The organism is Devosia pacifica, assembly GCF_014652635.1.
Classification (GTDB): domain Bacteria; phylum Pseudomonadota; class Alphaproteobacteria; order Rhizobiales; family Devosiaceae; genus Devosia; species Devosia pacifica.
The window spans coordinates 811,547-828,347 of the sequence record NZ_BMZE01000002.1; the positions used below are offsets into that span (position 1 = coordinate 811,547).

Here is a 16,801-nt window from a genome sequence, read left to right on the forward strand (position 1 = left end):
ATAAATGGTGGTCGGGTTTACCCATTCAAGTGCCGTTCGATACCGGCAGCGGATCAAGTTTCGGCCAGCCATCTTCCGTCCACCTGAGCGGAGCGATTTGCAGCTTCGGCGTGCCGGCATCTTCTGCGTCGTAGTAGTGGTAGGTGAGCCAGGGCTCGCCGTCGTTCATAAAGATCTCTTGTCCACCTGGCCCGCGATAGCGGCCCGTCGACGCCAGCACTTCAGTGCCGCCGCCTTCGAGCATCGGCGTGTCGTCGGCGTCCAGATAGGGCCCGCTGATCTCATCGGCTCGTCCAACCATTATACGGTAGGTGCTCTCGGCGCCGCGGCAGCAAGCGTCAAACGACACGAAGAGATAGTAGCGGCCATCGTGCTCAAGCAGAGAAGGCGCCTCAATCGCATCGTCGTCACGTGATGCAAGACGGATCGGATCGGCTGCTCCGTCTTTCAGCATTCCGCTTTCAGGATCGAGTTCGACCATGCGGATGCCGTCCCAGTAGGAGCCATAGGCGAGATAGGACCGCCCGTCGGTATCGATGCGGAACGGATCGATCGCGTTGAAGTCGTCGCCATCGTGCGATCGCAGGACCATCCCCTGATCCTGCCAGCCTTCGGCCGGCTCGGTGATATCGAACTGCTTATTGGTCATCACGCCAATTGCGCTGTCGTTCTCGCCAAAGCTCGAAGCGGAATAGTAAAGATAATGCGTACCGCCATGGTGTGAGATCGAAGGCGCCCAGAGGTTCTTCGGGGTATAACCAAGTTCCGTTTCAACCCAGCCTGGAAGACCACCGGGCAAGGCGCCGGTTTCGCGCCAGGCAGTGCCGTCGGGTGACGTCTTGGTCCGCGGGGTGCCGGAATCTGCGGCATTCTCGACGCCCGTTGCGAACGAGGCAAAGCGGCCGCCATACTCGATGACGCTCGGATCGTGGATGGCGATGACCCCGGAAAGCTCTGGTTGCGTTGTCGCCTCCTGCGCAATTGCCGGCCCTATGGATCCGGCGAGACAAGCAAGCAGCAAAGCTCTTTGAACACGCATGATTGCTCCTCCTTCATCAGCATGTAACGTTGCGCTGTCGATGTGTAGGGCCTATCTCTCGCGCATCGAAGAGGTGATGTTATGGCAGGTCCGGCACAGCGCAGGCGTTCGGTTGGGGTCAATGTCGGCGGCGTGATGGTCGGCGGCGATGCGCCGGTCGTCGTGCAGTCGATGACCAACACTGATACCGCGGATATCGAGGCGACGGTGCGGCAAGTCGCGCAACTGGCTCGAGCGGGATCTGAGATCGTTCGGATCACGGTCGACCGCGATGAGTCCGCGGCCGCGGTCCCTCATATCCGTGAGCGCTTGCTGCAGATGGGCGTGGATGTGCCGCTGGTCGGCGACTTCCACTATATCGGACACAAGCTGCTGACCGATCATCCGGCTTGCGCGGAAGCGCTTGCGAAGTATCGGATCAACCCCGGCAATGTCGGCTTCAAGGCGAAGCGTGACACGCAGTTCACGACGCTGATCGAACTGGCACTGAAATACGACAAGCCGGTGCGCATCGGCGTCAACTGGGGCTCTCTCGATGAAGAGCTGCTCACCCGGCTGATGGACGAGAATGCAGTCTCGCGAACGCCGCTGTCTGCCGCAGCCGTCCAGCGCGAGGCAATTATCCAATCGGCCCTGCTGTCGGCGCAGCGTGCCGAGGAGATCGGACTGGGGCGCGACAAGATCCTTCTATCCACCAAGGTCTCAGACGTGCAGCATCTCATTGCTGTCTATCAGGATCTCGCGGCGCGATGCGACTACGCGCTGCATCTCGGGCTGACTGAGGCGGGCATGGGCTCCAAGGGCATTGTGGCGTCCTCGGCAGCGCTCGGCATCCTGTTGCAGCAGGGTATTGGCGATACTATCCGGATTTCGCTGACTCCGGAGCCGGGCGGCGATCGCACCACCGAGGTGAAGGTGGCGCAGGAATTGCTGCAGACCATGGGTTTCCGCCAGTTCCTGCCGGTGGTCGCGGCATGTCCGGGCTGTGGCCGTACGACCTCGACGACATTCCAGACGTTGGCCAAGGATATTCAGGACCATCTCAACACATCGATGCCTGAATGGCGCGAACGCTATCCGGGCGTTGAAGCGCTCTCGGTGGCGGTAATGGGATGCATCGTCAATGGTCCGGGCGAATCCAAGCACGCCAATATCGGCATTTCGTTGCCGGGCACCGGCGAAAGCCCCGCCGCGCCTGTGTTCGTCGACGGCCAGAAGGTTGCAACGCTGCGCGGGCCGGATGTGGCCGATCAGTTCAAGCAAATGGTCGCTGACTACATCGAGAAAAAGTTCGGCAGTGGCCGCCGGGACGCGGCGGAGTGAGCAACGGGGCGGAGCATCTGACAGGCCAGTGCACGTGTGGGACGGTGCGCTTCAGCGTTGAAGATGGCTTCGAATATTCCGCCTATTGCCATTGCAAGGATTGCCAGCGAACCACCGGGTCCGCCTTCAAGCCGTTCGCGGGAATTGCGCGTGAGGCTTTCGCGGTGGTGGCTGGCGGCGATGGTCTCACGTTTCGCGGCGACAATGAGGCGCATGATGCCAGATGTTCGGCGTGCGGCTCACTGATCTATTCGCTCGTGCGCGACGGGGCCTATGTGCATATCCCGCTCGGCACTCTCGATCGGGCACCGAAAATTCGTCCGAGTGAGCATATTTTCGTCGCCTCCAAGGCAGCTTGGTACGAGATCAACGACGATCTTCCGCAGTATGCCGGCCATGTCGCTGACGGCCCGCCCCTGAACCGTTAGAGCGCTTGCCTTGCTGCCTCTTGTCCTGCACAGCTTGCAGGGGCGGGAGGGGAAGATGCCGAACGACTATGATGTTTTTGCCGAGGCCTATGATCGGGACCTCGCAGGCAATGCCTGGAATGCGCACTATGAGCGTCCGGCGCTTATCGCGATGGCAGGCGACGTTGCGGAGCTCGAGGTGCTCGATGCGGGATGTGGCGGCGGTTGGCATTCGCTGGCATTGCAGCAGGCTGGAGCGCGGATCACCGGGTTCGACAGCAGCCGCGGCATGCTGGAGGTTGCGCGCCAGCGCCTCGGAGCCGACGCAACGCTGCTCAAGGCGGACCTCGCTTCGGACCTGCCATTCGCCAGCGAAGCATTTGATAGCGTCGTCAGCGCGCTGGCGCTGCACTATGTCGAGGATTGGTCACAGCCGCTTGGTGAGTTCTTTCGGGTGTTGCGGCCCGGTGGCCGGCTGGTGTTCTCGACGCATCATCCGTTCATGGATCACCCGGCATCCGGCCATCCGAACTATTTCGAGACCTATAGCTTTTCAGAGGTTTGGGAGAAGGGCGGGCATAGCGCCCAAATGCAGTTCTGGCATCGCCCTCTCGGCGCCATGGTTGCCGCCATTACGGAGGCTGGTTTCGCTATTGAGCGCATTGAGGAGCCGCAGCCGCTGCCAGAGGCGGAACGACTGTTTCCGGCAGCCTTCAGGACGCTCTCGACAGCACCGCGCTTCCTGTTCTTTGCGGCGCGCAAGCCGCGCTAGTGCGGTGCGGCCTGCCACTCCGGCAGCGGAAACAGCCTGTCATATGCCCAATTGAAGATGAAGGCATAGACCACATAGTAGAGCGCAAAGGCGATATCCATCGTCAGCGCCTGCCACAGGCTGACATCAAGATACCACGCGACAAACGGCAGAAGTAGGGCCAAAAGGCCCGCTTCGAAGCCGATAGCATGCAGCACCCGCAGCCCTATTGTTTTCTGCGTTGACCCGGTTCGCCGCGCGAGCGCGTGGTCGAAGCCGAGATTGAACAGGTAGTTCCATACTGTTGCAACGCTCGCGCCGACCAACGCGACGACGCCGATATCCAATATGGGCTTATCGAACACGAGTGCCCCGAGCGGCGTCGAGGTGATGAGCCCGATAATTTCGAAACTGATGGCGTGACGGATGCGGTCCGGCGTAGTGCGCATGGTGAACTCCGTGCGTGGTCGGGCCGTCCCGATGCTTGTATCAAAAGGCTAGGTCGTCCTCGCCTGTGATCGGCAATATAGGTTTCCGCTGGCTCAAGGCAAGGTTGATGCGGCTGGTGGCTCGCAGGCGTCGACCCACTCGCCGCCGACGAGTTCGGCAAGTCGGCTGACCGACAGGCGCACCGAGGAATGCGTGGAGCCAGCCGCCGGGATGACTTCATCATAGGTGCTGAGAGAGGAGTCGACATAGATCGGTATGGGCTGCGGAAGACCGAACGGGCAGACACCACCAACCCTGTGGCCAGTAAGCGCTTCCACATCGTCGCCGCCGAGCATACGCGGGCGCCCGCCGAACGCGGCCTTGGCCTTCTTGTTGTCGAGCCGTGCATCGCCCCGCGTGACCAAAAGCAGCACCTCGTCCTTGACCCGGATAGCGAGCGTCTTTGCAATCTGGCCCGGCTCGACGCCATGGACCGCCGCCGCAAGCTCGACTGTCGCGGTCGAGGCGTCGGTTTCGATTACCGTGAGCTCTGGTGCGCGACGAGCGAGATCGGCTTTGACGGATTGGAGACTCATCGGATCTCCTTAGAAAAGCCGCGACAGGCGCTGTTCGAAATCGTCGCGCATCTTGTGGTGGACTGGCGCTGCAAGCACTCGGCGCAACACGTCCCTCTCGATATCGCGTTTCCCCTCGAGCGCCATCATCTCTGCCACCGTCACCGGCTCGCCATCGAATGGCTGATGGACGACGTCCTGCCCGACCTGCAACTGGCCTGGCGTCAGGACACGGCAATAGGCGCCCGGGCGCCCGGCGCGGTGGTAGGCCTTGAGAAACGTCGGGTCTTCCATGCGGGCAGCGAGGGTGGAGCAGGGCGTCCTGTGCGCCGTGACTTCGATGGTCACTTCGCCGATGGTAAATCGATCGCCCGCGCCAACGCTGCGGCCTTCAACGCCGTCAATCGTCAGGTTCTCGCCAAATGTGCCGGCGGTGACGGGTTTGCCCAAGGCTTCGGACCAATGGGCATAATCGTCGGTGAAGTAGACATAGACAGCCTGATCGACGCCGCCATGGTGCCGTCGATCGATGATTGCATCGCCTTCGAGACCATCGCGCGTGACGGTCACCGGCTCCGCAGAAGGCTTCTTGAAAATCCCGGTCATGCCTGACTTCGAAGAAATCGGTTGGGGCTGGCCGATATTGACGCTGACAAGTCTGGGCATCAGTGGCTCCGGTTTGCAAAATAGCGGGCGGTGGCGCGTAAGCCATCGGCGCGCGGGCCAAAAGTACGCAGCGCCATCACTGCGCTGTTGACGATCTGGTCGAGTTCAGCCCGGGCACCCTCGAGCCCGAGCTCGCCGACAAGCGTCTGCTTGCCGCTTTCGGCATCCTTGCCGGCCGTCTTGCCGAGCGTTTCTGACGTCGCAGTGACATCGAGAATGTCATCGGCAAGCTGAAAGGCCCGGCCTGCCGCCTCCGCGTAAGCGGTAAGGGCGGAAAGGGCCCGGGCATCGGCGTTGCCGAGCAATGCGCCGATGCGCACGCTGGCCCGGATCAGCGCGCCCGTCTTCATGGCTTGCATGACCTCGATCTCGGCGCGGCTGAAGCCGCCCGCCTCGCCCTCGATGTCGCGCATCTGCCCGCCGACCATGCCACCGACCCCGCTGCCGGCTGCCAGTTCGGTCACTAGTGCGATGCGGACGGTCGGATCGGGATGACACTGTTCGCCTGCCAGAAGCGCGAAGGCGTGCGTCAAAAGGCCATCGCCTGCGAGAATGGCAGTCGCTTCGTCATAGGCACGATGCACCGTTGGCCGACCCCGGCGGGTGTCGTCGTCGTCCATCGCCGGCAGGTCGTCATGGATCAGCGAGTAGCAATGGACGGCTTCCACTGCCAGCCCGGCGATGAGGGCACGGCTCGACGGCACGCCGAACACGTTGGCGGCCTGGCGTACGAGCAGCGGGCGCAGGCGCTTGCCGCCATTAAGGCTGCCATGGCGCATGGCCGCAACGACGCGCTCGGCAGCCGGTCCGGGACCGGACAGCCGTTCGGGATCGAGATGGCGGTCTAGCGCCGTCTCGACGGCCAGGGCGCAATCTGCGAGCTCGGCGGCGAAATCGTACATCACTGAACAGCTAACCAATTGCCGGCAAAGGGGCAAGACAAGCCGCAGCGGCTGTGGCAAAAGCCCCGGCAATGCCAAGACGAACACGAAACCGCCACTGGCTGGTCCGCATGCTTGGATGGCTGGCAGCGCTGCTCGCGTTGCTGGTGGCCATACCGTTGGTCCTGGTCCCGGTTTACCTCGTGGTCGACCCGATCTCGGTGCCGATGCTTGAGCGCCATGTCACCGGCCGGCCGGTGGTGCGCGAGTGGCGTGATATCGACGCGCTCTCTGACCGGCTGAAGGCCAGCGTCGTGATGAGCGAGGACGGTCAGTTCTGCCGCCACTGGGGCATCGATGTCAGCGCGCTACAGGGGGAGGTCGAGGATCTCTTTGCCGGCCGCCCGGTGCGTGGCGCCTCGACCATCACCATGCAGCTGGCGCGCAATTTGTTTCTTTGGAATGATCGCTCCTATGTGCGAAAGGCGCTGGAGATACCGCTCGCCGTTTACATCGATCTGGTGATGCCAAAACGCCGGATTCTCGAGATCTACCTCAACATCGCGGAGTGGGGTCCGAACGGGCAGTTCGGCGTGGCTGCCGGCGCCGAAGCGGCTTTCGGGATTGAACCGCAGAACCTGAGCTGGGAGCGCGCAGCACTACTCACCACCGCCTTGCCCAACCCCCGCGTGCGCTTGCCAGGCGACCCGACGAGTGGGCTGCGCGAGGTTGCGGGTGTGATCGAGCAACGGGCCCGCCGCTACGGGCAGCGGGCGAGCTGCGTTGCGCCGGATGGTGTGTTGGCGCTTTAGCCAACGCGCGGTGCCATTTCCTCTAGCCAAGCGGCAAGCTGTTCTGTATAGAGGCGCACAAATCCATACAGACAGCGTCTGTTGGCCGCTCCGGCGGGCAAGCGCTTTGTGAATTCGGAGTAACGAAAATGGCAGTGCCAAAACGCAAGACCTCGCCGATGAAGCGTGGTTTCCGTCGCTCGGCAGACGCGCTCGCCACCCCGACCTATGTCGAAGACAAGGATTCGGGTGAGCTGCGCCGTCCGCACCACATCGACCTGAAGTCCGGCATGTATCGTGGCCGGCAGGTGATGGAGCCGCGCAAGGGCTGAGTGTTTCACTCGGTCATGAATTTTGAAGGGCCGGTCTCGTTGAGACCGGCCTTTTCATTTTCGCCGATGTGGCTTGCCGCTTGTGTTTCGCCCGAAGCCGCATTAGGCAAACGCGCAAACGCACCAGCGGGAGTAAGCCAATGAGCATGCGCGTCGAATCGGACTCCATGGGCACCATCAATGTGCCTGCCGACAAGTATTACGGCGCCCAGACGGCCCGCAGCCTCGCAAATTTCGACATTGGCGGCGAACGCATGCCGCAAGAGGTGATCACCGCGTTCGGCATTCTCAAGAAGGCCGCCGCCATTGCCAACCACAAGTTGGGGCTAATGGACGAGCAGACCCGCGACCTGATCGTTGCGGCAGCGGACGAAGTGATCGCCGGGCGTCTTGTCGACCATTTCCCGCTGGTTGTCTGGCAGACGGGCTCCGGCACCCAGTCCAACATGAACGTCAACGAGGTGATCTCGAACCGCGCCATCGAAATGGCAGGCGGCGAGATGGGCTCCAAAAAGCCAGTTCACCCCAACGACCACGTCAATATGAGCCAGTCCTCGAACGACACCTATCCAACGGCAATGCACATTGCGGCGGTCGAGGCGATCGAGAACTATCTAGCGCCGCGGATCGAGACCCTGCGCGCAACGCTTGCGGCGAAGTCGGACGAGTTCTCCGATATCGTCAAGATCGGGCGTACACACCTTCAGGATGCAACGCCGCTGACGCTGGGGCAGGAAATGAGCGGCTGGGTGGCGCAGCTCGAACTTGCCATGCAGGCAATCCGCGCGAGCCTGCCGCAACTCAAGGAACTGGCGCTCGGTGGCACCGCTGTCGGCACCGGCCTCAACGCGCATCCGGATTATGGCCGTACGGTCGCCGCGGAGATCGCGACCCTGACCGGACAGGACTTCATCACTGCGCCGAACAAGTTCGCGGTGATGGCAGGCCATGATGCCTTTGTCGGCTCGTCCGGTGCCCTCAAGCAACTTGCGGCGGCGCTTATGAAGATTGCCAACGACGTGCGCTGGCTGGCGTCCGGGCCGCGTTCCGGCCTCGGTGAACTGATCATCCCCGAGAACGAGCCCGGCTCGTCGATCATGCCGGGCAAGGTCAATCCCACCCAATCAGAAGCGATGACGATGGTGGCGGTGCAGGTCATGGGCAATGATGCCGCGATCGGTTTCGCGGCGAGCCAGGGCAATTTCGAGCTCAACGTTTTCAAGCCGGTCATCGCCTACAATTTCCTGCAGTCGGTACGCCTGCTTGCCGATGCCGCAAAGAGCTTTAACGATCATTGTGCCGCCGGTATCGTGCCGAACCGCGAGCGGATCAACGAGCATCTCAACAATTCGCTGATGCTGGTCACCGCGCTTAATCGCCGGATCGGCTACGACAACGCTGCAAAGATTGCCAAGAATGCGCACAAGAAGGGCACGACCCTGCGCGAGTCGGCGATCGAACTCGGCCTGTTGACGGGCGAAGAATTTGACGCAGAAGTGCGGCCCGAAGAGATGACCGGTCCGAAAGCGCGCTAATCGCGGCAGCGACGAGTTTTGCTATGGAGGCCGGAACCACTTCCGGCCTCTCGTTCATTCTGGCACTGTTGCTCAACGGAGCGAGCAAGGAGCAGGCACTTGTCCGAACACGTCTATGTCCCCACGCATACCGGCGCCTCACGCCGCAGGGGGCCATTCATTCCGCCCCTGCTGATCATTCCGTTCCTGGCTTACAATGTCATCGTGTTCCTGTTTCTCGGTGGCAATCCCGAGGGCTGGAACGCAAGCGTCTTCAACATTGCGATGGTTTCAGGCACGCCCTGGCGTGTCTCGATCGGCGACCTGATGATCCTGTTGTCGCTTTGTCTGCTGTTCTTCGAACTGCTGAAATCCACCAGGATCGGCACGGTTTCCATCCCCGAGCACATCCTGTCGATGGCGCTGTTCGTGCTGCTGCTGATCGAGTTCCTGCTGATCGGCGCAGCGGCCAGCTCAGTCTTTTTCATTCTTTTGGTGATGAGCCTTATCGACGTTGTCGCCGGCTTCACCATGTCGATCACCAGTGCCACCCGCGACATGAGCATGACGCATTGATAGCCTAGCTGTGGCAGCCTCAGACTGTGCGCGAGGTGCGGTACCCTTGGGGCATACGGCGGACGGCGATACGGGCGCCGGCAGCGTAGGCACCAACGGCGCTGGCGTTGCGCGAGGTGTGCGATGAACCGGCTGTCGCCTGTAGCTGTTCGCGTGCGGCAAGAAGCTGGCTGACAAAGGACGCCGCTGTTCTGGTGCGCGCGAGCGAGGGTGGGCCGGCGCGCGGCTCAAGCGCGATCAGCGAAGATCCCGTCTGGCCATTGCTGTGGTTTTCCTGCGCCATCGCGCCGCCATCCTGTCAGTGCCGGCTGCCCGTAAGGGGCAGCAAAACGGCATTGCTCCAGTCTGACGATCAACAAGGCGAAAGCAAGTCGATCTTAACGTCTTCTTAAGACATCTTATCAAGTGGTTAACGCCGCTTTCCTGCAACGCATGCAGCGCTGCAGGGTTGCGATGCGTTTCGAGGGCGGGCCAGTGGTCCGCTCTCTTGCGCTTTAGAATGGCTAGAAGTTGTCCTTGCCCTTGCGGATGGCGGCGAACACCTCGGCAGGGTCGGCTCCCTCCAGCCCGTAGTGCTTGGCGAAGTAAGGATCATCCGCACGCAGGAATGGATTAATGGCCTTTTCCTCGCCGAGTTTTGTCGGGATCGTCGGCTTGCCTGCACTGCGCTGCGCCTCGATATCGGCCGCACGCGCCTGAAGAGCTGTGTTCTCGGGATCGATGGACAGCGCGAACTTGGCGTTGGCCTGGGTGTATTCGTGCCCGCAATAGATCAGCGTTTCGTCAGGGAGATCACGCAGCACCTTGAGCCCGTCCCACATCGGGCCCGGCGTACCCTCGAACATCCGGCCGCAGCCGAGCGAAAACAGCGCATCAGCAGAGAACAAAACGTTATCCGCGCGGTCGAAGTAGCAGATATGTCCGAGCGTATGACCAGGGGTGAACAGCACTACGAAGCTCGTGTCCCCCAATTCCACGGTGTCGCCCGCCTCGACAAGAACATCGAGGCCCTCGATCTTGTCGGCCTCGTATTTCGGGCCGGTGACCTTGACGTCGTATTCAGCCTTCAGCGCCGGAATCGCCTCGACATGGTCCTGGTGGTGGTGGGTGATGAAAATATCAGTCAGGGTCCAGCCGCGGCGCTTGAGCGCATCGAGGATCGGGCCGGCTTCCGGCGCATCGATCGCGGCGGTCCTGCCGGTCGCTTCATCATGGGCAAGATAGCCGAAATTATCGCTGCGGGCGCCGAAGACGTCGACGATCAAACTCATTGGAAGCGGCCTTTCAAAACCATTGAACTGCGCCAAAGCTAGGCATTGGCATCAACGGTGACAACCGTGACAATCAATGCCGGTTGCGGCAATGTCGGATCATGACGCCCGATGTAACCCACCTGATCCGGTATTATCGATCGCCGCTTGGGCGGATTTCGCGCGCATTGGTGCGGGAGCAGGTACTCGAACTCGCCGGCAACGTCGCCGGGCAGCGGGTCCTGGGGCTGGGGTTCGCAACGCCATATCTGCGCAATACCTTGGGCGTGGCCGAGCGCGTTCTGGCTTTCATGCCTGCCAGGCAGGGTGCGTCATCCTGGCCGCGCGAGGGCCCGTCTCACACAGTGCTGTGTGACCCGCTGGAAATGCCGTTGACAGATGCGGCGGTCGATATGGTGATTGCCGTTCATGCATTCGAACATATCGCCGACGAAGAAGAACTGATGCGCGAGTTGTGGCGCGTCGTCGCGCCAAATGGCACGCTGATCATCGTCGTGCCACGCCGCCGCGGAATTTGGGCGCAGCTCGATACAACGCCGTTCGGGCAGGGGCATCCCTTCTCGGCGAACCAACTCGAAAAGCTCTTGCGGGCGCACTCGTTTGAACCCGAAATCTGGCGCGATGCGCTCTATGTGCCGCCGTTCCAGTCATCACTGGTGCTGCGCTCAACGCGATTCTTCGAGCGCGTCGGACGGCTGTTCGGGCCGGCGATGTCTGGTGTTATTTGTGTGCGGGCCCGCAAGCAGGCCTTTCCCGCCGTTCCGAGGCGCAAACGTGCCGCTCGTTTCGTGCGGATGCCGGGATTAAGCCCGCAAACGGCACGGAACTATCCAAGGCTCGGCGTATTCAGCGCCGAAACAGGAGAGTTCAGCGATGGCAAACAAGGATAAGTGGTCTCAGGACGTGACCGAGCACAGCGATGCGCTCGATCTGGAGGATCATGTCTTCGAATCCGATGACCCGAAGCATATCGCCAGATCGCTCAAGGCATCGGCCGAGAACAGTGAGCGCCGCAAGTCCGATCCCTACCGCTCCGCAATGTCGATGCTGACCTTCTATATCAACCGTGCCGGCAAGAATCTGCCGAAAGAGCAGAAGGCAGTTCTCGAAGATGCCAAGGACGAGTTGCGCATCGCATTTGGCCGCGAACCGAAAGACTGACGTGTCTCGCGCCGCGCGCGTTGGGCTTTGCCAAGCCGTCATGGTTTGACTATGGTCCGCCCGGTTTCTCGCCGGTGGTCCAATGACGTCCAGTCCTTCTCTTCGCCCTGTGCCGCAACGCGGCGTTCTCGAAATTGAGCCCTACGTCCCTGGACGCTCAGGCGCGAAGGGCAGTAGCGCGATCAAGCTTTCCGCCAATGAGAGCCCGCTTGGGGCCTCACCAAAGGCAATCGCGGCGTTCGCCGAAATCGCCCAACAACTCGAATTCTATCCAGAAGGCTCATCGCGCGACTTGCGCGAAGCGCTGGGGGAGGTACACGGGCTCAATCCTCAACGCATCGTCTGCGGCAATGGGTCGGACGATCTCCTTCACCTTCTGGCGCAGATCTATCTCGGCGAGGGCGACGAGGCGGTCATGAGCCAGTATGGCTTCAACGTCTACCCGATCATCGTCAAAGGCGCAGGGGCGAGTCTCGTGGTGGCGCCGGAGGCGGATTACCGCTCGGACGTTGATGCGCTGCTCGCGGCCGTGAGTGAGCGCACCAAAGTGCTCTTCCTCGCCAATCCCAACAATCCGACCGGCACCTACATCGATGCCGGCGAACTCCGTCGGCTGCATCGCGGGCTGCGTCCGGATATCCTTCTGGTCGTCGATTCCGCCTATGCGGAATACGTGACCGCAACGGACTATGAGACGGGCGTCGAACTGGTGAATGCGTCCAGCAATGTCGTGATGGTGCGCACCTTCTCGAAAATGGGGCTGGCTGCCGCGCGCGTCGGATGGATGTACGCGCCCGAGCATGTCGTCGATGCGGTCAACCGCCTGCGTGGGCCGTTTAACGTCAATCTTGCTGGTCAAAAAGCTGCTGCGGCCGCGACGAGAGATGTCGATTTTACCCAGACACTGAAGCAGCACAACGCGCAGTGGCGGGGGTGGCTTGCCGAGCAAATCGGCTCCAACAGGCTGCGTGTGCTGCCGAGCGAGGCCAATTTCGTGCTTGTACTGTTCCCCAGTGCCGAAGAGAGCCAGGAGGCTTTCGATGCGCTTAACGAGGCTGGCCTGATCGTACGGCAGCTGCATGTTTACGGCATCGACAACGGGCTGCGCATTTCGATCGGCAGCGAACAGGCAATGCGTGGTGTCGCCGCTGTCCTCAAGACCTTTGGAGATCGTTCATGAGCACACGCTTTCGCCGTCTGGCGTTGATCGGTATCGGCCTCATCGGATCCTCGATCGCGCTCGCTGCGCGCCGGCAGGGACTGGTGGAATCAATCGCGATCTCGACGCGTCGGCCGGAAACGCTTGAAGAAGCGCGAGAGCTTGGCCTTGGCGATGTTTACACCACTGATCCGGCGGAAGCCGTGCGCGGCGCCGATCTGGTTATTCTGTGTACACCCGTTGGTGCTTACGAAGCCGTGATGGAGGCTATCGCGCCAGCGCTGGAGCCGGGGGCTATCCTGTCCGATGTAGGATCTGTGAAGCGGCACGTGGTGCGTACGGTTACGCCCCATGTGCCCGAAGGCGTACACTTTGTTCCCGGCCATCCGCTTGCAGGAACCGAGCATTCTGGGCCGTCGGCAGGCTTTCCCGAGCTGTTCGTCAAGCGTTGGTGCGTCCTGACTCCGGAGCCGGAGGTCGACCGGAAGGCTGTTCAGCGCCTGGTGGCTTTCTGGTCCGCGATGGGCTCACAGGTCGAAACAATGGATGCTGATCACCACGACATGGTGCTGGCAATCACCAGCCACGTACCGCACCTGATCGCCTACAATATCGTCGGCACTGTCGCGGATCTCGAAGAGGACACACAGTCAGAGGTCATCAAGTTTTCCGCCTCCGGTTTTCGGGATTTTACCCGCATCGCGGCATCGGATCCGGTGATGTGGCGTGACGTGTTTCTGACCAATCGCGACGCCGTGCTCGAAATGCTCGGGCGCTGCCTCGAAGATCTGTCGGTTTTGCAGCGGGCCGTCCGTGTTGGCGACGGGCCGGGGCTTGAGGCCCTGTTTACCCGGACCCGTGCCGTGCGCCGCTCAATTATCGATGCCGGCCAGGATTCGGCGGCACCCGATTTCGGTCGTCCGCACGAGCAGGCGCCGGCCCCGCAGGAGCACTATGTGCGCGAACATGGCGGCGGGGATGACGCCTGAGGTTCGCTCACGGTGATGCCGCGAACAGCGACGGGATCATTGCTGCCGGGAGAAGCCCGATCATCACGACGCCACCGCGGATGTTGATGGTCTGAGTGAAGCCGCCTTCATCGGTTGCTTCACCCATCACCATGCCGCGCAGCGGCTCGGGAATTGCAGTCGCAAAGCGTTCGATCAGACCGTTCGATTGCACCGTAATCTGCCCTTCGGCAAGGCCACTGTCGGTAAGTCGAACCGTGCCATCGGCAGCCATCGTGTCTTCGCCATCGCTTGCCGCGAGGCTGATGAGGTTGAGTTCACCTTCGGACTGCTGCCAGCGCCTCAAGAGATCGGGCGCGTCCAGGGCGCGCAAGTCATCCGGCAGGTTTCTCAATTCGGCCTCAAGCGTCACCTCGCCAGATCCGATCCCGGCGAGCGGTACGGCCAGATCATTTGCGACGGCATAGCCGGCAAGCGACGCCAGTCCAGCATCCGGCTGGTGATGATCGGCCATATCGATGAGGTGCACCTCGACGTGCGGAGACGAAGCGATCAGATCGCTTCCAATCAGCGTATCGTTCCATTCCACCTCTTCGCCGACCAGTGAGAATCGGCCGATCCGCCAGTCCGTCAGTTGCAGGCTGGCCTCGAGCGACTGCCAGGCTATCGCGTTCTCATTGCCTGTGAAGGCGTCGCTGATCTGGGCTGGGCCTTGCGCCGCGGCCAATAGGTGCGTGGGGCGGTAAACCAGCGCCTGCATGTCAATCGCCGGCAGGCTGGCGGTAAGATCGCCGCTGGTGATCTCGGCCGTGTTGCAGGTCACAGAGAAGCGAAATGGAAAGCCACCGATCTCAAGATCCCCGCATGTCAGGCGCGGCGTGGTTTCTCCGTCAGCCATGGCGAGCATCTCCACTTGCTGGCGGATTTGTCCGGACACGAAGAACCAGATACCTGCCCAGGCGGCGACCACCAGAACAACGATAAGACCGAGAATGGCGAACTTGTTCATGTAGGCCCCTTCATGTGCGTTGGCCGGTCGCGTTGCCCGGCTTGGCCTCATCCGTTATGATCTGGGAGTGGATATGACAACCGGTACGACATCGAGAACACAAGTTCGCTGGGTCTTCGGCTATGGCTCGCTGATCTGGAATCCCGGCTTTCAGTTTGTCGAACAACAGCAAGCTTTGCTGAACGGGGCGCATCGCAGCCTGTGCATTCATTCGCACCGCCATCGTGGCACCGTCGAGCAGCCCGGCCTGGTGTTCGGTCTGGCGCGCGGCGGTTCCTGCCGAGGCATGGCGTTCGCCGTCGCCGATGATGATTGGGCCGAGGTGCGCGAGTATCTGCGCGAGCGGGAACAAGTCACCGGTGTCTACCGCGAAGCCTGGCGCCCGCTGCGGCTCGCCGATGGCAATACGGTCGAGGGCCTGGCGTTTCTCGTTGATGTCAAACACGAGCAATATGCGGGCCGGTTGCCGCTCGAAAGCCAGTTGAAGATTGTCAGTGGCGCTATCGGTGCGTCCGGGCCGAACGTCGATTATGTCCTTAATACCGCCGAGCATTTGCGTGCTCTGGGAATTGCCGACAAGCGGGTGCAGGATCTGGCGCGTATGCTCGAGGGGCAGCCCGGAAACCGACTGACGGCCGCGCTCTAGACGCTATGCCGCATGCCGGGCATTTTCGGGTTCGGCCCCTTCAAGATCCCAGATAGTCGACAGACGCGCCGATTCACTTCCGCAATCGCACACCCGGTAGGCGCGGTCAGCGCAGTCTAGGGCAAGCCTAAACCGGGCCCGGCTTTGCGGATCAACCACCAGTTCCTCTGATGAGCCTACCCACAGAACATGTGCGCCCTTGGCGATCACATAGAGATCATCGCTGTTGAGGGAAAACTGCATGAGATCGAGCTGATCGAGGCAGTAGCTGCGTCCGGAACGGCCGCGCCAGCACTGCCCCCGTGACGCCGCGGCGGAACGTGGGGAGGCTGATTCGATTCGATGTGCCATTCCAATCATCCCTTCCCTCACCGCCAAGACCAGAACAAAAATAGAACAACTTGAGTAGAAGTCAATTCTCTTTTTATCCTCGCCACACCATGTAGTGCCACGCGCGAAAAAATGTCAATATATAGTGTCTTGGTCCTTAAGGCGGTCAAGGCGCTCGCGGAGGTCAGGTGAAAGAGGGCGTTTCAGCCCCGCCGCATCAGCTTCTGCGATGAGACGATTCGATTCGGTTTCGATGGCTTTTTTGAGTCGCTCCAGCATCTCTTTAGGGGGCAGACCGGGGGCGATGGGTTCGAGAAAACGGGCCTGTGCTGTTCCCGGCCACAGGATCAGGCTGTTCCGGCCCCAGAACAGGCCTGAATTGAGCGCTACCGGGACCACCGGCACGCCGAGTTCGGCATACATGCGTGCGACCCCAAACCGGTAGTCGGGCGGGGCGAGCGGTGCCTTTCGCGTTCCCTCCGGGAAGATCACGATCTTGCAGCCGCGCTCGATGGCCCCCTTGGCCTGCAGCATCATCAGGGGGATCGCCTCGGCCCCTTTCTTCCGATCGACCTCGATACAGTCGAGCGATTTTGCCGCCCAGCCGAAGAACGGGATGCGCATCAGCTCTTTCTTTGCGACATAGGCGGGCCTGCCGGTGTGCGGAAAGATCGCGAAGACGTCCCAATCGCTCTGGTGCTTGGCCGCGATGATGCAGCCGCCTTCGGGGATATTCTCCATGCCGCTGACATTGGTGCCAACCCCGGCAATCGCGTGCATCAACCACGAATTCGAGCGGCACCAATAGCGCGCAAGTGCCCAGCCGACCGGCGTGCGCCGGCGATAGATCAGCCCGATTGTGCCGATGACCAGGGCCAGCAACACGGTCTGGCCGATAAACAGGATATAGAACAGCGCCGAGCGCGTGGCCTGAATGAGGGTTTGCAATGGCGCCTCCTAGCGAGAAACCTCG

Annotated in this window: 22 protein-coding genes; 12 read left to right on the forward strand and 10 right to left on the reverse strand. The window is 61.5% G+C overall.

Annotation, left to right across the window (positions count from 1 at the left end; all coding sequences use genetic code 11):
• Nucleotides 1-25: 25 nt before the first annotated feature.
• Complete coding sequence (locus IE127_RS11025; protein ID WP_189425718.1) at nucleotides 26-1,039, reverse strand: arabinan endo-1,5-alpha-L-arabinosidase; 1,014 nt, start codon at nucleotides 1,037-1,039, stop codon at nucleotides 26-28.
• An 81-nt stretch (nucleotides 1,040-1,120) separates the two neighbouring features.
• Here IE127_RS11025 and ispG point away from each other — a divergent pair, with 81 nt between their 5' ends.
• The 3 genes from ispG to IE127_RS11040 are packed head-to-tail and all read left to right on the forward strand — an operon-like array spanning nucleotide 1,121 to nucleotide 3,541.
• On the forward strand, nucleotides 1,121-2,362 hold the full coding sequence (gene ispG, locus IE127_RS11030) for a flavodoxin-dependent (E)-4-hydroxy-3-methylbut-2-enyl-diphosphate synthase (RefSeq protein ID WP_189425719.1): 1,242 nt from the start codon (nucleotides 1,121-1,123) through the stop codon (nucleotides 2,360-2,362).
• Nucleotides 2,359-2,790 carry a GFA family protein gene (locus tag IE127_RS11035; RefSeq protein WP_189425720.1) on the forward strand — a complete coding sequence of 144 codons (432 nt, stop codon included), beginning with the start codon at nucleotides 2,359-2,361 and terminating at the stop codon, nucleotides 2,788-2,790. Before ispG ends, IE127_RS11035 begins: the two co-directional genes overlap by 4 nt.
• Nucleotides 2,791-2,845: 55 nt before the next feature.
• Complete coding sequence (locus IE127_RS11040; protein WP_189425721.1) at nucleotides 2,846-3,541, forward strand: class I SAM-dependent methyltransferase; 696 nt, start codon at nucleotides 2,846-2,848, stop codon at nucleotides 3,539-3,541.
• Here IE127_RS11040 and IE127_RS11045 read toward each other — a convergent pair.
• The 4 genes from IE127_RS11045 to IE127_RS11060 form a co-directional block, all read right to left on the reverse strand.
• Nucleotides 3,538-3,969: a PACE efflux transporter gene (locus tag IE127_RS11045; protein ID WP_189425722.1), complete on the reverse strand. Its 432-nt coding sequence runs from the start codon at nucleotides 3,967-3,969 to the stop codon at nucleotides 3,538-3,540. The two genes, IE127_RS11040 and IE127_RS11045, sit on opposite strands and share 4 nt — an antisense overlap.
• Nucleotides 3,970-4,062: 93 nt before the next feature.
• Nucleotides 4,063-4,545: a YbaK/EbsC family protein gene (locus IE127_RS11050; protein WP_189425723.1), complete on the reverse strand. Its 483-nt coding sequence runs from the start codon at nucleotides 4,543-4,545 to the stop codon at nucleotides 4,063-4,065.
• Between the two features lie 9 nt (nucleotides 4,546-4,554).
• On the reverse strand, nucleotides 4,555-5,190 hold the full coding sequence (locus IE127_RS11055; protein WP_189425724.1) for an MOSC domain-containing protein: 636 nt from the start codon (nucleotides 5,188-5,190) through the stop codon (nucleotides 4,555-4,557).
• Entirely contained in the window at nucleotides 5,190-6,092 is a 903-nt protein-coding gene (locus IE127_RS11060) for a polyprenyl synthetase family protein (protein ID WP_189425725.1), read from the reverse strand. The genes IE127_RS11055 and IE127_RS11060 overlap by 1 nt, the downstream gene beginning before the upstream one ends.
• A 71-nt stretch (nucleotides 6,093-6,163) precedes the next feature.
• On the opposite strand from IE127_RS11060, the gene IE127_RS11065 reads away from it, so the two are divergent.
• The 4 genes from IE127_RS11065 to IE127_RS11080 all read left to right on the forward strand — a co-directional run bounded on the left by IE127_RS11065 (nucleotide 6,164) and on the right by IE127_RS11080 (nucleotide 9,284).
• A complete protein-coding gene (locus tag IE127_RS11065) occupies nucleotides 6,164-6,883 on the forward strand; it encodes a biosynthetic peptidoglycan transglycosylase (protein WP_189425726.1) in 720 nt (239 codons plus the stop codon).
• A gap of 128 nt (nucleotides 6,884-7,011) precedes the next feature.
• Nucleotides 7,012-7,194 (forward strand): 50S ribosomal protein L32, encoded by a 183-nt coding sequence (rpmF, locus tag IE127_RS11070; protein ID WP_189425727.1) that lies wholly within the window; start codon nucleotides 7,012-7,014, stop codon nucleotides 7,192-7,194.
• A gap of 140 nt (nucleotides 7,195-7,334) precedes the next feature.
• Nucleotides 7,335-8,729, forward strand: coding sequence for a class II fumarate hydratase (gene fumC / locus IE127_RS11075; protein ID WP_189425728.1), 1,395 nt, complete (start codon nucleotides 7,335-7,337; stop codon nucleotides 8,727-8,729).
• Nucleotides 8,730-8,828: 99 nt separating this feature from the next.
• Nucleotides 8,829-9,284: a hypothetical protein gene (locus IE127_RS11080; RefSeq protein ID WP_189425729.1), complete on the forward strand. Its 456-nt coding sequence runs from the start codon at nucleotides 8,829-8,831 to the stop codon at nucleotides 9,282-9,284.
• A 19-nt stretch (nucleotides 9,285-9,303) separates the two neighbouring features.
• Here IE127_RS11080 and IE127_RS11085 read toward each other — a convergent pair whose 3' ends face one another.
• The gene (locus IE127_RS11085) at nucleotides 9,304-9,567 is read right to left on the reverse strand and encodes a hypothetical protein (protein ID WP_189425730.1); all 264 of its coding nucleotides are present in this window, start codon (nucleotides 9,565-9,567) and stop codon (nucleotides 9,304-9,306) included.
• Nucleotides 9,568-9,787: 220 nt separating this feature from the next.
• A complete protein-coding gene (gene gloB / locus IE127_RS11090) occupies nucleotides 9,788-10,555 on the reverse strand; it encodes a hydroxyacylglutathione hydrolase (RefSeq protein ID WP_189425731.1) in 768 nt (255 codons plus the stop codon).
• A gap of 101 nt (nucleotides 10,556-10,656) precedes the next feature.
• Between gloB and IE127_RS11095 the strand changes: the two genes are divergently transcribed.
• From IE127_RS11095 to IE127_RS11110, 4 genes are all read left to right on the forward strand, one after another.
• Nucleotides 10,657-11,445, forward strand: a complete 789-nt coding sequence (locus IE127_RS11095; RefSeq protein ID WP_189425732.1) for a class I SAM-dependent methyltransferase — start codon at nucleotides 10,657-10,659, stop codon at nucleotides 11,443-11,445.
• On the forward strand, nucleotides 11,429-11,716 hold the full coding sequence (locus IE127_RS11100; RefSeq protein WP_189425733.1) for a DUF3175 domain-containing protein: 288 nt from the start codon (nucleotides 11,429-11,431) through the stop codon (nucleotides 11,714-11,716). Before IE127_RS11095 ends, IE127_RS11100 begins: the two co-directional genes overlap by 17 nt.
• Nucleotides 11,717-11,798: 82 nt before the next feature.
• The gene (locus IE127_RS11105; RefSeq protein WP_189425734.1) at nucleotides 11,799-12,896 is read left to right on the forward strand and encodes a pyridoxal phosphate-dependent aminotransferase; all 1,098 of its coding nucleotides are present in this window, start codon (nucleotides 11,799-11,801) and stop codon (nucleotides 12,894-12,896) included.
• Nucleotides 12,893-13,864 carry a prephenate/arogenate dehydrogenase family protein gene (locus tag IE127_RS11110; protein WP_189425735.1) on the forward strand — a complete coding sequence of 324 codons (972 nt, stop codon included), beginning with the start codon at nucleotides 12,893-12,895 and terminating at the stop codon, nucleotides 13,862-13,864. Before IE127_RS11105 ends, IE127_RS11110 begins: the two co-directional genes overlap by 4 nt.
• Before the next feature lie 7 nt (nucleotides 13,865-13,871).
• Here IE127_RS11110 and IE127_RS11115 read toward each other — a convergent pair whose 3' ends face one another.
• On the reverse strand, nucleotides 13,872-14,852 hold the full coding sequence (locus IE127_RS11115) for a DUF2125 domain-containing protein (protein WP_189425736.1): 981 nt from the start codon (nucleotides 14,850-14,852) through the stop codon (nucleotides 13,872-13,874).
• 73 nt (nucleotides 14,853-14,925) lie between these two features.
• On the opposite strand from IE127_RS11115, the gene IE127_RS11120 reads away from it, so the two are divergent.
• Complete coding sequence (locus IE127_RS11120) at nucleotides 14,926-15,498, forward strand: gamma-glutamylcyclotransferase (RefSeq protein ID WP_189425737.1); 573 nt, start codon at nucleotides 14,926-14,928, stop codon at nucleotides 15,496-15,498.
• A 3-nt stretch (nucleotides 15,499-15,501) separates the two neighbouring features.
• Here the strand turns inward: IE127_RS11120 and IE127_RS11125 are convergent, their stop codons facing one another.
• Entirely contained in the window at nucleotides 15,502-15,849 is a 348-nt protein-coding gene (locus IE127_RS11125; protein WP_189425738.1) for a hypothetical protein, read from the reverse strand.
• 114 nt (nucleotides 15,850-15,963) lie between these two features.
• Complete coding sequence (locus IE127_RS11130) at nucleotides 15,964-16,776, reverse strand: lysophospholipid acyltransferase family protein (RefSeq protein ID WP_189425739.1); 813 nt, start codon at nucleotides 16,774-16,776, stop codon at nucleotides 15,964-15,966.
• Nucleotides 16,777-16,801 lie beyond the last annotated feature (25 nt).

Excerpts from the sequence above, each read along its gene's own strand:
- IE127_RS11025 (WP_189425718.1), bottom strand. The coding sequence starts at position 1,039 with ATGCGTGTTCAAAGAGCTTTGCTGCTTGCTTGTCTCGCCGGATCCATA.
- ispG (WP_189425719.1), top strand. The coding sequence starts at position 1,121 with ATGGCAGGTCCGGCACAGCGCAGGCGTTCGGTTGGGGTCAATGTCGGC.
- IE127_RS11040 (WP_189425721.1), top strand. The coding sequence starts at position 2,846 with ATGCCGAACGACTATGATGTTTTTGCCGAGGCCTATGATCGGGACCTC.
- IE127_RS11045 (WP_189425722.1), bottom strand. The coding sequence starts at position 3,969 with ATGCGCACTACGCCGGACCGCATCCGTCACGCCATCAGTTTCGAAATT.
- IE127_RS11050 (WP_189425723.1), bottom strand. The coding sequence starts at position 4,545 with ATGAGTCTCCAATCCGTCAAAGCCGATCTCGCTCGTCGCGCACCAGAG.
- IE127_RS11055 (WP_189425724.1), bottom strand. The coding sequence starts at position 5,190 with ATGCCCAGACTTGTCAGCGTCAATATCGGCCAGCCCCAACCGATTTCT.
- IE127_RS11060 (WP_189425725.1), bottom strand. The coding sequence starts at position 6,092 with ATGTACGATTTCGCCGCCGAGCTCGCAGATTGCGCCCTGGCCGTCGAG.
- IE127_RS11065 (WP_189425726.1), top strand. The coding sequence starts at position 6,164 with ATGCCAAGACGAACACGAAACCGCCACTGGCTGGTCCGCATGCTTGGA.
- rpmF (WP_189425727.1), top strand. The coding sequence starts at position 7,012 with ATGGCAGTGCCAAAACGCAAGACCTCGCCGATGAAGCGTGGTTTCCGT.
- fumC (WP_189425728.1), top strand. The coding sequence starts at position 7,335 with ATGAGCATGCGCGTCGAATCGGACTCCATGGGCACCATCAATGTGCCT.
- IE127_RS11085 (WP_189425730.1), bottom strand. The coding sequence starts at position 9,567 with ATGGCGCAGGAAAACCACAGCAATGGCCAGACGGGATCTTCGCTGATC.
- gloB (WP_189425731.1), bottom strand. The coding sequence starts at position 10,555 with ATGAGTTTGATCGTCGACGTCTTCGGCGCCCGCAGCGATAATTTCGGC.
- IE127_RS11095 (WP_189425732.1), top strand. The coding sequence starts at position 10,657 with ATGACGCCCGATGTAACCCACCTGATCCGGTATTATCGATCGCCGCTT.
- IE127_RS11100 (WP_189425733.1), top strand. The coding sequence starts at position 11,429 with ATGGCAAACAAGGATAAGTGGTCTCAGGACGTGACCGAGCACAGCGAT.
- IE127_RS11105 (WP_189425734.1), top strand. The coding sequence starts at position 11,799 with ATGACGTCCAGTCCTTCTCTTCGCCCTGTGCCGCAACGCGGCGTTCTC.
- IE127_RS11110 (WP_189425735.1), top strand. The coding sequence starts at position 12,893 with ATGAGCACACGCTTTCGCCGTCTGGCGTTGATCGGTATCGGCCTCATC.
- IE127_RS11115 (WP_189425736.1), bottom strand. The coding sequence starts at position 14,852 with ATGAACAAGTTCGCCATTCTCGGTCTTATCGTTGTTCTGGTGGTCGCC.
- IE127_RS11120 (WP_189425737.1), top strand. The coding sequence starts at position 14,926 with ATGACAACCGGTACGACATCGAGAACACAAGTTCGCTGGGTCTTCGGC.
- IE127_RS11125 (WP_189425738.1), bottom strand. The coding sequence starts at position 15,849 with ATGGCACATCGAATCGAATCAGCCTCCCCACGTTCCGCCGCGGCGTCA.